Source organism: Streptomyces ochraceiscleroticus (assembly GCF_000720485.1).
Lineage (GTDB): Bacteria > Actinomycetota > Actinomycetes > Streptomycetales > Streptomycetaceae > Streptomyces > Streptomyces ochraceiscleroticus.
On the sequence record NZ_JOAX01000008.1, the window covers coordinates 20300 to 34602 of the forward strand.

General features: G+C 71.4%; 12 protein-coding genes. 9 read left to right on the top strand and 3 right to left on the bottom strand.

What is annotated here, in order from left to right; all coding sequences use genetic code 11:
• Window positions 1–76: 76 nt before the first annotated feature.
• The 8 genes from IG84_RS0112205 (at window position 77) to IG84_RS0112240 (ending at window position 10579) form a co-directional block, all read left to right on the top strand.
• Window positions 77–1432, top strand: coding sequence for an MFS transporter (locus tag IG84_RS0112205; RefSeq protein WP_078648779.1), 1356 nt, complete (start codon window positions 77–79; stop codon window positions 1430–1432).
• A gap of 185 nt (window positions 1433–1617) precedes the next feature.
• Window positions 1618–3018, top strand: coding sequence for a condensation domain-containing protein (locus IG84_RS0112210; RefSeq protein WP_031054932.1), 1401 nt, complete (start codon window positions 1618–1620; stop codon window positions 3016–3018).
• Between the two features lie 68 nt (window positions 3019–3086).
• On the top strand, window positions 3087–3416 hold the full coding sequence (locus tag IG84_RS0112215) for a hypothetical protein (protein WP_031054933.1): 330 nt from the start codon (window positions 3087–3089) through the stop codon (window positions 3414–3416).
• Between the two features lie 165 nt (window positions 3417–3581).
• Window positions 3582–4739: an acyl-CoA dehydrogenase family protein gene (locus IG84_RS42605; RefSeq protein WP_031054935.1), complete on the top strand. Its 1158-nt coding sequence runs from the start codon at window positions 3582–3584 to the stop codon at window positions 4737–4739.
• An 11-nt stretch (window positions 4740–4750) separates the two neighbouring features.
• On the top strand, window positions 4751–6343 hold the full coding sequence (locus tag IG84_RS0112225) for a thiamine pyrophosphate-binding protein (protein ID WP_245659323.1): 1593 nt from the start codon (window positions 4751–4753) through the stop codon (window positions 6341–6343).
• Window positions 6340–7527: a glutamate dehydrogenase gene (locus IG84_RS0112230; protein WP_031054938.1), complete on the top strand. Its 1188-nt coding sequence runs from the start codon at window positions 6340–6342 to the stop codon at window positions 7525–7527. The genes IG84_RS0112225 and IG84_RS0112230 overlap by 4 nt, the downstream gene beginning before the upstream one ends.
• On the top strand, window positions 7524–9698 hold the full coding sequence (locus tag IG84_RS0112235; RefSeq protein WP_051861676.1) for an acetate--CoA ligase family protein: 2175 nt from the start codon (window positions 7524–7526) through the stop codon (window positions 9696–9698). The genes IG84_RS0112230 and IG84_RS0112235 overlap by 4 nt, the downstream gene beginning before the upstream one ends.
• Window positions 9699–9841: 143 nt before the next feature.
• Window positions 9842–10579, top strand: a complete 738-nt coding sequence (locus tag IG84_RS0112240) for a dienelactone hydrolase family protein (protein WP_031054941.1) — start codon at window positions 9842–9844, stop codon at window positions 10577–10579.
• 303 nt (window positions 10580–10882) lie between these two features.
• Here the strand turns inward: IG84_RS0112240 and IG84_RS0112245 are convergent, their stop codons facing one another.
• The gene (locus tag IG84_RS0112245) at window positions 10883–12448 is read right to left on the bottom strand and encodes an APC family permease (RefSeq protein ID WP_342668422.1); all 1566 of its coding nucleotides are present in this window, start codon (window positions 12446–12448) and stop codon (window positions 10883–10885) included.
• Window positions 12449–12596: 148 nt separating this feature from the next.
• Here IG84_RS0112245 and IG84_RS0112250 point away from each other — a divergent pair, with 148 nt between their 5' ends.
• Window positions 12597–13205, top strand: a complete 609-nt coding sequence (locus IG84_RS0112250; RefSeq protein WP_078648780.1) for a TetR/AcrR family transcriptional regulator — start codon at window positions 12597–12599, stop codon at window positions 13203–13205.
• On the opposite strand, the gene IG84_RS0112255 is transcribed toward IG84_RS0112250, so the two are convergent.
• Window positions 13198–13440, bottom strand: a complete 243-nt coding sequence (locus tag IG84_RS0112255; RefSeq protein ID WP_031054947.1) for a DUF397 domain-containing protein — start codon at window positions 13438–13440, stop codon at window positions 13198–13200. The genes IG84_RS0112250 and IG84_RS0112255 overlap by 8 nt on opposite strands.
• Window positions 13437–14291: a helix-turn-helix domain-containing protein gene (locus IG84_RS0112260; protein WP_051861643.1), complete on the bottom strand. Its 855-nt coding sequence runs from the start codon at window positions 14289–14291 to the stop codon at window positions 13437–13439. The genes IG84_RS0112255 and IG84_RS0112260 overlap by 4 nt, the downstream gene beginning before the upstream one ends.
• Between the last annotated feature and the right edge of the window lie 12 nt (window positions 14292–14303).

Genomic DNA, 14303 nt, shown 5'->3' on the forward strand with positions numbered 1-14303 from the left:
GAGTGGTCCGTACAGCGGACCAGATCCGTACCGCGGACCCCGATCCGTGCAGCGGACCGGACGAAGGAGTCCCCGCATGAGTGCGACCCTGCGCCCCGCCTCGCCCCCACCCGTCGTCCCCGACACCGCCCGCCCCGCGCTCAGCCGCGCCCGGTACGGGCTGCTCGCCTGCCTCTTCGTCATCACGGCGATCAACTACCTGGACCGGACGAACCTCTCGGTCGCGCTCCCGCACATCAAGGACGAGCTGCATCTCTCCGGCACCCAGCAGGGCCTGCTGCTCTCCTCCTTCGGCTGGGCGTACCTGCTGCTCCAGGTGCCCGCGGGGCGGCTGATCGACCGGATCGGCGCCAAGCTGGCCTTCGGGTACGCGCTGGTGGGCTGGTCGCTGGCGACCATCGTGGTCGCGGCGGCGCGCAGCTTCGTCCCGCTGGTCGGCATCCGCGTCGCGCTCGGTGCCTTCGAGGCCCCCGCCTTCCCGTCCAACAACCGCCTGGTCGTGAACTGGTTCCCCGGCCGGGAGCGCGGCCGCGCCACCGCCACGTACACCTCCGGCGAGTACATCGGCCTGGCCGTCGCCGCGCCCGTGCTCTCCCTGCTCACCGTGCACTTCGGCTGGCGCTCGGTCTTCGTGATCACCGGCATCGTCGGCCTGCTCTTCTCCGTGGTCTGGTTCGCCAAGGTCTACGACCGTCCCGAGCACAGCCCGAAGGTCAGCACGGCGGAGCTGGCGCACATCCGGCAGCCCGACGAACTGGAGTCCGCCGAGGAGATCGCGGCGGCCAAGGAACAGGCGGCGGTGCTGGACACCAGCGTCTGGTCCGACCTGCGGGTGCTGCTGAGCAACCGGCGGCTGTGGGGCATGTACATCGGCCAGTTCGCCAGCGCCTCGGTCCTCTTCTTCTTCCTCACCTGGTTCCCCAGCTACCTGGTCGAGGAGAAGCACATGGGGATCATCAAGGCCGGCTTCTGGGCCTCGGCGCCCTACCTCGCGGCGCTGGTCGGCACGATGGCGGGTGGCGCGTGGTCCGACCGGATGCTGAACTCCGGACGTTTCTCTCGCACGTTCGCCCGCAAGGCGCCCGTGATGATCGGTTTCGTACTCGCCTCGGTCATCGTCTGTGCGAACTTCACCAACTCCGTACCGCTGGTGATCACGTTCATGTCCATCGCGTTCTTCGCGCAGGGCCTGATGCAGAACAGCTGGGCGCTCTTCTCCGACGCGGTGCCGCGTCGGCTCACCGGCACCGGCGGTGGCGTCTTCAGCTTCGCCGCGAACGCGGGTGGCGTGCTGACGCCGCTGGTCATCGGCGTGATCGTGGACCGCACCGGCTCGTTCGCCTGGGCGCTCGGCTACATCGCGATCGTCGTCCTGGTCGGCCTGCTGGCGTACGCCCTGCTCATCGACAAGGTGGAGCGCGTCGAGGGCTGAGCCTGACCGGCCCTTGTCAGAGCCCTTGTTCGAGCGGCCCTCGTACGGGCGCTTGTCATGACCCCCGTTTCTGTCGGCATTCCGGCTCGTTGGGTGAAGGAGCGGGTCCGGGTCGTGGCCGCCAATGCCGTCCGCCCCGACCGCGCGAGCAGCATGGCAACTGACAGGCAACGAAAAGAGCCATAGTGCTTCAGGTACCCATCGAAGATGTGGAGATCGCCCCGGGACACGTCTTTGAGTGGTCGGTGGTGGAAACGAGAATGCACGGCTCGGCCGAATCCGGCCCGCCGCATGAGACCACCACGTACAACCAGGCGAAACATTTCGCGGTCGCCCAGGACTCCCGCAGCACGGACGATTCCGTATCCGCTTATGTGGCCGGGTCGTTCGAGATTTCCGGGCCGCTGGACCGGGGCGCGCTGGAATCGGCGCTGCTGCATTTCGTGCGCCGCCACGAGGTGTTGCGCTGCACATTCCAGCAGCTCGCCGGCGACCTGTCCTGCGACGCGCTGGCGCCGGAGGACATCGAACTCAAAACGGTCGACGTGGGGCCGGTCGGTTCCGCCGACGGAATCCGCGCGTATCTGCACGAGTTCTTCCAGCGGGTCGACACGCTGTCCTGGCCTCTGATCATCATGGGCGCGGTGGTCAGGGACGACTCCACCACGGTGTACTTCGCCTGCGACCACCTGGTGACCGACGGGCTCTCGACGCCGATCGCGGTGCACGACATCGCCAGCGCGTACGCGGCCTACGCCGGTGGCGAGGAGCCCGACTTCACCGAGGTGGGCAGCTATGTCGACTTCAGCCGCGAGCAGCGGGGCCGCAACGGGACCATGGTCGCCGAGGACGGCCGGCTGGACCACTGGAAGGGGTTCATGGCGCGGGGCGGGAACTTCTTCCCGCCGTTCCCGCTCGACCTGGGCGTCGAGCCGGGCTGCCTGTATCCCACGGTCAACGAAACGGAAACGCTTCTGCCGGCGGACGGGGCCGCGGCGCTGGACGACCAGTGCCGGGCGGTCGACGGGCGGCTGTTCATGGGGCTGCTGGCCGCGGTCGGGGTGTCCCTCCGCAAAGAAGGCGGACCGTCGGTCTACCGGGGCCTCATGCCGGTCAACGAACGCGGCCGGGGCGTCTATGCGCACACCATGGGCTGGTTCATCAACACGATGCCGATGGAATTCCCGGTGCCGGAGGGCGCGGAGTTCGCGGAGGTGATGACCGGCGTACGGAGCGCCTTCGCCGAAATGCAGCGCCATGCCGACGTACCGTTCGTACAGGCATGGCGGCTGCTCGCGCCGCGCGAATACACCGCGCTCCGCTACTGGCCGTATGCCGTGAACTTCTTCTCCTACCTGGATTTCCGCAAGGCGCCGGGCGCGGAGCACCACGCCGCACGGAACGCCAGAAAGCACCTGTGGGCCTCGCGCAGCAACGGCATCTGTTTCTGGTTCCACCGCAACGACGCCGGCCTCCACATGAACTCCATCTACGTGGATACTCCGCAGGCCCGAACCACGAAGTCGGCCCTCGGTGGGACGTTGGAACACACGCTGAAGAACATGGCAGAAGCGGGAACGTTCTAAAGGACGGCTAGGTCCGCTCAGCGGACCAAGTGGCCCGTTCTGTGGTCCGCCCTCGCTACTCTGGTCCCATGGCCCTGATACCGGAACTTCCCGCCGCCACCGCCGGCGACTGGTGGGTCACCACCGACCAGTCGCTGGCCCTCGCCCAGCAGCACACCGCCGCCGCGCGCACGGCTCCCGATCTGCTGGCCACCCTCGCCGAGATCGGCCGGGTGCGGGCCGCCGCCGATTCCGCGCTCGGTGGCGCCGTGCGCGCGCTGCTGTCCTCCGGACACGACTGGGACGAGATCGCCGCCGCGCTCGGCCTGCCCGACGCGGCCACCGCCCGCCGGGACACCGCGGAAGCGCTGGCCCACGCGGACCGCGCACTGGACCGGCGCCTCGGCCGCCACGGCTGACCGAGCCGGCCCGCCACCCTCCCCGTAAGCGCCGAGCCCGCTGACCGACGATTCAGTCGGCGGGCTCATTGACATGCCCGGCCCCTGCTCCAAATACTGACTCACGATTCAGTAAGCGTCACCGCAGCGCCGCCGCGGTACGTCGCATCCGGAGAGGGAGAGCCCATGTCAGAGCTGCCCACCGAGCTGGTCCCGCTGACCCCTGAGCAGCGGGACATCATCGACCTCACCCGCGCGTTCGCCCGCGACGAGATCCGGCCGCGCGCCCGCGACGTGGACGAGGCCGACACCAAGGCCCCCTGGGACCTGTGGCGCAAGGCCGCCGAGGTCGGCATCACCGGCTTCATGCTCCCCGCCGAGTACGGGGGCGGCGGCTTCACCGACGTCTTCACGCAGGCGCTCGTGCAGGAGGAGCTGTGCGCGGGCGACCTCGGCATCGGCAACCTCCTCTGCTCCAACGGCTTCTTCGCCGACCCCGTGCTGGAGCTCGGCACCAAGGAGCAGCAGCGGACCTGGCTCACCCCGCTCACCGGCCCCGACACCCCCATGACCGCGCTGGCCACCACCGAGCCCGGCGCCGGCTCCGACGCCGCCTCGATCACCACCACCGCGACCCGCACCACGGGCGGCTACCGGATCAACGGCCAGAAGGCGTGGATCTCCAACGCCGGCGAGGCCGACCAGTACGTCGTCTTCGCCAAGACCGACCCCGCGCTGCGCGCCCGCGGCGTCACCGCGTTCCTGCTGCGCAAGGACACCGAGGGCGTCGAATTCGGCGCGCCCATGCGGAAGATGGGGCAGCGCGCGATCGTCTGCCGCGAGATCTTCTTCCGCGACGCGTTCGTACCGGAGGAGAACCGGCTCGGCGACGAGGGCCAGGGCTTCCACGGCCTCATGCGGACGTTCGACATCTCGCGCGCGGTCCTCGGCGCGGCCGCGACCGGCATCGCCCGCGCCGCCTACGAGTACGCCCGGGACTACGCCACCACCCGGCAGCAGTTCGGCAAGCCGATCATCGAGCACCAGGCCGTCGCCTTCCGCCTCGCGGACATGCGGACCCGCGTCGAGCAGGCCCGGCTGATGACCTGGCGCGCGGCCAAGCGGCTGGACGCCGGGCTGGACGCGACCACCGAAGCCGCGATGGCCAAGCTCACCGCCTCGGAGACCGCCGCGTACTGCACCTGGGCCGCGGTCCAGACGCTCGGCGGCTGGGGTTACTCGCGCGAGTACCCGGTCGAGCAGTGGATGCGCGACGCCAAGCTGGAGGAGATCGAGGAAGGCACCTCGGACATCATGCGGCTCGTCATCGCGCGGGGGATGTGATGACGGCGGTCATGACGGGAGGTCAGGCCCTCGTACGCGCACTGGCCGCGCACGGCGTCACGCAGGCGTTCGGCATCCCCGGCACGCACAACCTGGAGATCTACACCCACCTCGACGCGTACGGCATCGCCCACCTCAACCCCCGCCACGAGCAGGGCGCGGGTTACGCGGCCGACGCGTACGCACGTGTCACCGGCCGCCCCGGCGTCGCGCTCACCACCACCGGCCCCGCGCTCCTCAACATCGCGGCGGCGGTCGGCCAGGCGTACTCCGACAGCGTCCCGCTGCTCGTCGTCTCGCCCGGGATGCCGCTGCGCCACCCGCGGCAGTCCACCGGGCTGCTGCACGAGATGCGCAGCCAGACGGACGCGCTGCGGGCGGTCGCGGCGGTCAGCCACCGGGTGTCGACGGTGGCGGAGATCGGTGCGGCGGTGGCCCGCGCGTTCACCCTCTTCCGTACGGGGCGGCCGCGCCCGGTGCACATCGAAGTGCCGCTGGACCTGCTGACGGCGGCGGAGGCACCCGCTCCCGTACGGCTCGCGCCGCCCTGCGTGACGGTGGGCGCCGACGTCGGCCCGGTGGCGGAAGCCGCGCAGACGCTGCGTACGGCACGCCGTCCCGCCCTCGTCCTCGGGGGCGGCGCGCGGGCCGCTGCCTCCGAATGCCGAGCGCTGGCAGAGCAGTTGGGCGCCCTCGTGGTGACCACCGCCAACGGCAAGGGCATCGTTCCCGAGACCCACCCCCTCTCCCTGGGCGTCTCCCTGCACAGCCCGGTGGTGCAGCGCTGGCTGGCGGAGGACTGCGACGCGGCGCTCGCGATCGGTACGGAGCTCGCCGAGTCGGACGTATGGACGACCGAGCCGCTGGCCCTGGGTGGCCCGCTGATCCGCGCGGACATCGATCCGGCGCAGATGTACGGGGTGCTCCCGGCCGACATCGCGCTGGTCGGGGAGGCGCGGGAGACGGTACGGGCGCTGATCGAGGAGGCGGGGACCGAGCGGGACACGGGTGCGGCCGCGCGTACGGCCGCCGCGCTCCGTGCCGAGCGGAACGCGGAGACGGCCGAGCGGGACGCGCGCTGGCTGCCGTACCTCCGGGTGCTCCGCGAGGTACTGGACCCGGACGCCGTGCTCACCTCCGACAGCGCCCAGTGCTGCTACTACGGCGCGATCCCGCACCTCCCGCTCGGTCCCGAGGGCCGCTATCTGCACCCGACCGGCTTCGGCACCCTCGGATACGCGCTGCCCGCCGCCATCGGTGCCAAGGCCGCGGACCCGGGCCGGCAGGTCGTCGCGCTGAGCGGTGACGGCGGGCTGCAGTTCTCCGTACAGGAGCTGGCCACCGCCGTGCAGACCCGACTGCCGCTCCCTGTAGTCGTGTTCGACAACGGCGGGTACGGCGAGATCCGCGACGAGATGGCGGCGCGGGGCGACCGGCCGGTCGCCGTCGATCTGCCACCCGTCGACCTGGCTGCGCTGGCCCGTGCCTACGGGGGCCATGGCGTACGCGCCGCGAACGCCGCCGAACTCGCCGATGCCCTCGGCAAGGCACTCGCCACCCCCGGCCCCACCGTCATCACCGTCCCCGAGGAGTCCGCCCGATGAGCCGCCCTGCTGCCCCCCTGACGTCCCTCACCTGGACCGATCACGAGACCGGTCACCGGGGTTACCTGGTCATCGACCGGCTCGTGCGCGGCGTCTCCAGCGGCGGCCTGCGGATGCGGGCCGGCTGCACCCTTGACGAGGTGACCGGGCTCGCCCGCGGCATGACGATGAAGGAGGCGCTGCACTACAACCCCGAGGGCCGGTACATCCCGCTCGGCGGCGCGAAGGGCGGCATCGACTGCGACCCGCGCGCGCCGGAGGCGTACGGCGTACTCGTGCGCTATCTGCGCGCCATGCGCCCGTACATCGAGCACTTCTGGACCACCGGCGAGGACCTGGGCCTGACGCAGGACCTGGTCGACAAGGCGGCGGACGAGGCCGGGCTGGTCTCCTCCATCCAGGCGGTGTACCCGCTCCTCGACGACGAGCAGGCCGCCCGGCAGCGGCTCGCCGACGCCTTCACCATCGACGTGGACGGCATCGGGCTGGACGAACTGGTGGGCGGCTGCGGCGTCGCGGAGGCCGCGCTCGCGGCGCTGGACCGCGCGGGTGTCCCGTACGCGGGCACCCGGGTCGCCGTGCAGGGGCTGGGCACCATGGGCGGCGCGACGGCGCGCTTCCTGGCCCGCGCCGGGCTGCGCGTCGTCGCGGTCGCCGACGTCAAGGGGACCATGGCCAACCCGGAGGGGCTGGACGTCGAAGCGCTGCTCGCCGCGCGCGACCCGCACGGCACGGTGGACCGCGCTGCGCTGCGCCCCGGCGACCGCGAACTGCCGGGCGACGCCTGGCTGTCGGCCGAGGCGGAGATCCTTGTACCGGCGGCCGTCTCGTACGCCATCGACGCCGCGAACCAGGCGGGCATCGCCGCGCGTTGGGTGGTCGAGGCGGCGAACATGCCGGTACGGGAGGAGGCCGAGGCGCTGCTCACCGCCCGCGGGGTGACGGTGCTGCCCGACGTGGTGGTCAACTCCGGAACGAACGCCTGGTGGTGGTGGACGCTCTTCGGGGACATCGGTGCCGACGCGGACGAGGCGTTCGCGTACACGCGGCGGTCGATGCGGGCCCTGATCGACCAGATGCTGGCGCGCGCCGAGGCCGTCGGCTGCACGCCGCGCGCCGCCGCGCACGGCATCGTGGCGGACCGGCTGCCGGTGATCGCGGAGCGGTTCGGGTGGTACCGATGACGCGCGGCCGGACGGACGGGGAGCCTGACCCGACGGTCCCGGAGCACGACCCGCTGGCCTCGCTCTTCGATCCCCGGTCCGTGGCCGTGGTCGGGGCGTCGGCCAACCCCGAGAAGTGGGGGTACTGGCTTGCTGCCGGGGCGCTCGCCGGGCGCGGGCGCCGGGCGGTGCACCTGGTCAACCGGCGCGGCGGCGCGCTCGACGGCGTGCCCTTCCTGCCGGGCCTCGGGGCGCTGCCGAGCGCGCCGGAGCAGGTGGTGGTGGCCGTGCCGCCGCCCCAGGTGCGGGCGGTGGTCGCCGAGGGCCTGGCGGCCGGTGCCCGCTGCTTCACCGTCATCACCTCCGGCGGCACGGACGCCGCCGCGGAACGGGCGCTGGCGTCCGAGGTCACCGCGCACGGCGCCCGGCTGCTCGGCCCGAACTGCATGGGCGTCGTCGACACCGCCAGCGACCTCCGGCTGAGCTGGGGCGACTTCCCGGCCGGGCAGGTCGGCCTGGTCTCCCAGAGCGGCAATCTCGCCCTGGAGATCGGCCGCCTGCTGGCCCGCGCGGGGCAGGGCTTCTCCCGCTTCGTCTCGCTCGGCAACCAGCGGGACATCGACGCCACGGACGCGCTGTTGGCGCTGGTGCGACATGAGCCGACGCGCGTGATCGCCGCGTATGTGGAGGACTTCCGCGACGGGCGGCGGCTGGCCCGAGCGCTTGCCGCGGCGCACGCGGCCGGGAAGCCGGTACTGCTGCTGACCGTGGGCCGCAGCGCCGCGGCGGGCCGCGCTGCGGCCTCCCACACGGGGGCGCTTGTCAGCGCACGCGCCACGGTGGAAGCCGTCTGTCGGGACGCGGGGGCGTTGCTGCTGGACACGGCGGGGGAGGTGGTGGACACGGCGGTGTGTGCGCTCTCAACGGGAGCTGCGGGCAGTCGTGCCGCTGGGGCGGCACGGGTGGGCGCAGCGGCACCCCAACGGCGGGAAGCCGCGCCCACGGACCCCAGCTACCCACTACCCGCGTGCCCCCGCGTCGCCGTCCTCGCCGACAGCGGAGGCCAAGGCGCCCTCGCCGCGGATGCCTTCGCTGCCCGCGGCGTGGACGTGCCGCCCCTCTCCCCGGACACCACCGCCGCGGTCGCGGCCCACCTCCCGTCCGGCGCGGGCTGCGCCAACCCCGTGGACCTGGCCGGCGCCGGTGAGGCCGACCTCGCCACGTACCCGCGCCTCGCACGCACCCTCCTCACCTCGGGCGAGGTCGAAGCCGTCGTCCTGAGCGGCTACTTCGGCGACTACGCGACCGGCAACCCGGCGCAGGCGGCGCGCGAGACGGAGGTGGCGGGGGAACTGGCCGACGCCGCCGCATCCTCCGGCCGCCCCCTCATCGTCCACACCATGGCCCGCGACACCCCGGCCCTCGCCGTCCTCCGACAGCACGGCGTCCCGGTCTACGAACGCATCGAGCAGGCCGCCGCGGCCCTGTCCGGCTTGGCCCGCCTCCGTACGGCGCAGCTCAGGCCGCCCCTGCCCCTCCCGCCCCCGTCCCTGTACCGCGTCCCCGACGGCGACTACGAGACCACCCGCGACCTCCTCTGCTCGTACGGACTGACGTTCCCCGCCGCCGAGTTCGTCCGTACCGCCGACGAGGCCACGAGGGCCGGTCACCGCGTCGGCTACCCGCTCGTCCTGAAGGCGATGGGCCTGGCGCACAAGACGGAGGCCGGGGGAGTGGCACTCGGCCTGCCCGACGAGGCGGCGCTCCGTGCCGCCTTCGCGCGGATGACCGCCGCGACAGGTGCGCACCGTTACGCCGTCGAGGCCATGGCCACACCTCCGTACGCGGTCGAACTGATCGCGGGCGTACGGCGCGACCCCGCCTTCGGCCCGGTCCTCATGGCCGGCATCGGTGGCGTACGCGCCGAACTCCTCGCCGACACCGCACTCGCCCTGGCCCCGCTCACCCCCGACCACGCCCGCGACCTGCTGCTCTCCCTGCGCCACGCGCCCCTGCTCACGGGCTGGCGCGACGCCCCGCCCGTCGACCTGGAGGCCGCGGCGGCCGCCCTGTGCACCCTGGCCCGCGCCGCCGCCGAACACCCCGAATTCACCGACATCGAGGTCAATCCGCTCCTCGTCCACCCGGGCGGCGCGGTGGCCCTGGACGCCGCCGCTGTACTGGGGGTGTGACCGAGGTACGCGCCAAAGGGGCAACGGGATGATCTTTAAGCCCTGAGCGCTCGGCCCCCGTATTTCAGAGGGACACGCGGATTGTTCTGCCAGCGGCAGAACACCGGCCGGACCGGGCTCGACGATCACTACCGTCCAGTCTCATGACGACGATTACGACGCGTACGGTCGAGTACCCGGCCGACGGTTTGACGATGCTCGGGCACCTCGCGCTTCCTGCCGGTACCGACCGCCGGCCCGCAGTGCTGCTTGGACCAGAGGGCACGGGGCTCAGCGACGTCGAGCGCCGCCGGGCCGATGCTCTCGCCGAGCTGGGATACGTAGCGCTGGCCTTCGACCTTCACGGCGGGCGCTATTTGGGCGACCCCGAGGAGATGCTGGCCCGTTGCATGCCGTTGCTCGCCGACCCCGATCGGATGCGGGGCATCGGCCACGCGGCGCTCGATGTGCTGCGCGCCGAACCGCGGATCGACCCCGACCGGATAGCCGCCGTCGGCTACGGCACCGGCGGCGCGATCGCGCTGGAACTCGGGCGCGACGGCGTCAACCTGCGCGCGATCGGGACCGTCAACGGACTGACCACCGGCCGACCGGACGAGGCGGCGCGCATCCGCTGCCCGGTGTGGGCCGGGGTCGGGTCGGAAGACCCGATCATGCCGCCCGTGCAACGGGACGCGTTCACCGCCGAGATGCAGGCCGCAGGCGTCGACTGGCGCCTCGTGGTCTACGGCGGCGCCTTGCATGCCTTCCACCACCCGCCGGTCGACCACACCGTGCGCCCCGGCGTCGGATACCACCCACAGCATGCGCAGCGAGCCTGGCGTGACGTCGTCGACCTGCTCGCCGAGTGCCTGCCCGTGACGGAAGATCTGCGGGCATGACCCAGGCAAACAGCCTGGCGCCAGGCATGGTCCGCGTCGGGCACTCACAGTCCCCTCCCCTCAAGTCCCCATAGCAGAACCACATTCGGGCGGATGCTCGATCGCGGAGACGCGTTCGCAACTGCCGCAGTAAATACCGGATTTACTGCGACGGGGCCCCTGCCGTGATCCTCGCGACCTGCGGCGCATCAAGATCAACTCATTGCCCCTTTGGCGCGTATCTCGGCTGGACCCCTACTGGGCTGACCCGCAACCACTGGAGGGGCCGCCCGCACACCGCGAACGGCCTCTCCGACGCCAAGGTCACCCCTTCGCGCGTCGCGTCTTCGTGCCCAGCGCGTAGAACACCAACCCGATGACCAGGAACAAGGCCAGCGGCAGTACCTGGCTGAGCGTGTACGCGAGCCGTTGCCCCGCGAACGACGGTGGCAGCGAATCGGCCGCGTTGCCCTCTGTGCCGAACCAGCCCACCCCGAAGCCGGGCCAGATCAGGACCACGACCGTGAACGCCACCAGCCCCGTCGCCAGTGTGGTCACGACCCAGGCCCCGAGCCGCCCGCCCGGTACGGCGTACGGCCGTGCCGTGTCCGGGTATTTCCGGCGGAGTACCAGCAGGCTCGGGAAGGTGATCACGTATGAGATGAATGTGGTGGAGATTGTCAGGCCCAGGCCCGCCGCGAAGTATTTCTCGCCGTCGCCTTCGGTCAGGTTCAGGGCGAGTACGAAGAGGGCCGAGGCGAGGGCCGCCGACAGCAGATTCACCCGGGCCGGCGTTCCGCGCTTTTCGTCGATCTTGCCGAGCCAGGCCGGTCCCACGCCGTCCGCGCAGGCCACCGCCTGCGCCCGGTGGGCGCCCATCGCCCAGGTGACGCCACTCGTCAGCAGCCCGATGATGAGCCCGGCCGCCGCGATGCCGCCGAAGACCGAGCCCGCCCCGCTCAGCGTGACCGTGCCGTCGGCGGCGATATGACCCCCGTACACCGTGAAGACGGCCTTGCACGCGTCGATGAATCCTCCGAGGCTGCCGATCTCCTTCCCTGGAAGGACGAAGAGGATTCCGAGAATCGGGCCGCCGTACAGGACGATCGATGCCAGGCCCGAGCGCAGGATCGAGAGCGGAATGTCCCGGCGCGGGTTGGTCATTTCCTCGGCCGCCGAACTCGGCAGCTCGAATCCCACGTAGTTGAAGATCAGTACGGGGACGAGCGCGATGAATCCCGCATACGTCGGCGTGAATTCACCCGCGGGCAGCGCGTGCACGCCGTGCTCGAACGCGAAGACGACCACGGACACCAGGAAGAACCCCAGCAGCACGATCCGCGCGACGGCCCCCGCGATCGGGACCCACTTCCCGAACCGTACGGCCTGGACGACGGCGAGCGCCCCGCCCCAGATGAAGACCAGTCCGGCCGCGTACTTCCACACCCCCGGCAGCGGCGTGAAGAATTCCTCCCACGTCGTCAGCGCGATGATGCACAGGCTGCCGCCGACCCATACCGGATTGGATATCCAGTACAGGATTTGGTTGAGCCCAGCCGTGAGCCGCCCGAAAGCGAGTCGCGTCCAGACGTACGGGCCGCCCTGTACGGGGAATGCGGAGCCCAATTCCGCGACGAGCAGCCCGTACGGGAGGAAGAAGGCGAGGGCGAGGATTGCCATCCAGGTCAGGCCCTGCGGGCCCTGCGCCGCGACCGAACCGATCGTGTCCAGCCCGACCAGCGTGCAGATCAGGAAGAACAGCACGTCCAGCCGCCGCAGATCCTTCCGCAGCCGGCCGCGCTGCTCGCCCCAGCCCTCGGAGAGGTCGGGCGAGTCCGGGCCCTTGCGGCCCGATGGAGCGGACAACGGTGGCGTCTCTGTGTCTCTCACGGCGGACTCCCTGCGACGACGCGGGCGGGGTGACGGAGCGGACCGCTCCAACTAACTGAACGCGCAGTCAGTAATGGGAAGGGACTGTGGCCCCGTAGCCGGGCGGTGTCAAGGGTTCTCGCACGGCCGCCGCCTGTAGGCTGACGGCGTGGCAAGAGTCCGGTTGAACGTGGCGGAGCGGCGCGAAGAGCTGCTGCGCGCCGCGATTGAGCAGATCGAGGCCCGTGGTGTCGCGGCGGTCCGCGTCTCCGACGTGGCCTCGGCGCTGGGCGTCTCCAACGCGCTCGTCCTGTACCACTTCTCGACCAAGGAGAAGCTTGTCGCGGCGGCGTTCGCGCACGCCGCGGAGGCCGATCTCGCCCACCTGCGGCGCCTCCTCGGCCGCCGCACGACGGCGGTGCGGCGGCTGCGCGCGGCGGTGCGGTGGTATGCGCCTACCGGGCAGGCGAAGGGGTGGCGGCTGTGGATCGAGGGGTGGGCGGCGGCCCTGCGTGATCCCGTCCTGCGGGAGACGGCCGGGGGCCTGGACCAGCAGTGGAAGGCGGCCCTCGCCGAGGTGATGGCCGAGGGCGCGGCGGCCGGTGAATTCGACTGCCCCGACCCTGCGGCGTCCGCGTGGCGCCTCACGGCGCTGCTGGACGGTCTGGCCGTCCAGATGACGTCCTACGAGGGCCCGCTCTCCCGCGCGTCGATGCTGGAGTGGGCGGAAGAGGCGTTGGCCCGCGAGCTGGGCCTGACTCGGGGGTCCCTCAAGTAGTCGCGTACGCGACGAACTCGGCCCACGCGTGCGCCGTCACGGCCAACTGCGGCCCCTCCGCGTCCTTGGAGTCCCGGATGTGGACGGTGTCGGGGCAGGTCGCGACCTCGACGCAACTGTCGCCGTCGGAGCCGCTGTAGGTGGACTTCCGCCAGGAGAGCGCGACTTCGACGCAGTCATCGCCGTCGGAGCCGCTGTAGCTGCTCTTGAACCACGCCAGTTCGGTGGTGCTCATAGCGCTCCTCGCATTCGCCTCAGCAGACTCGCAGAGTCCTCGGGGGTGAGAGCCTGCGAGCGCATCTTGGCATACCGCTGATACAGGATGCTGACCTCCTTGGGCTCGGAGACCAGCATCCCGCCTCGCTGGCCTTCGGCATAGCCCAGCCACTTGTGATCCGGGCCTTCCAGCAGCCGCACGGGGCCGTCGAGGCCAGCGTGCACCGGTTGGTGGAGCGGCATGATCTGCAACTGGACGTGGTGCATCTCGCCGATGCGCAGCAGGTGGTCGATCAGCTCGCGTGTCACCTCCACGCCGCCGGTGCCGCGCTCGAGTACGGCCTGCTCAATGATGAAGCTGAAGGCGATCGGCTGCTTGCGCCGCAGCAGCTCCTGGCGTTCGAGCCGGGCGGTCACTTGCCGCTCGACCTGCTCGTCGTCTTTGAGCGGTGGCACGCTCAAGGTCACCGCTTTCGCGTACGCCCTCGTCTGGAGCAGCCCCGGCACCACCCGGCACTCGTACGTGCGCAGGCTCACCGCCTGTTCCTCCAGCTTCGCCCACTGGCGGAACCACGCGGCGAGGCCGGGCTGCCGCGAGAGATAGCGCGACGCCGCTCTCAACGCGCCGAAGGCGTCAAGGACTTCCTCTGCCCGGTCGACGAAATCGTCCGGCGGGAACCGCCTCCCCTGCTCGATCGACGCCACCGTGTGCGGGGCGTACCGCACCAGTGGGGCCAGCTCTTCCTGCGTCAGGCCGGCGCGTTCGCGGAACGCCTTGGCCACCGCGCCGAATCCCTTCAGGCTGTCCGACGACTCCGGTTCCCCACCGCACCCGCCGCCCTCGCCGTTCATCCCGTACGCCACCACCATGCCCGGTCACCT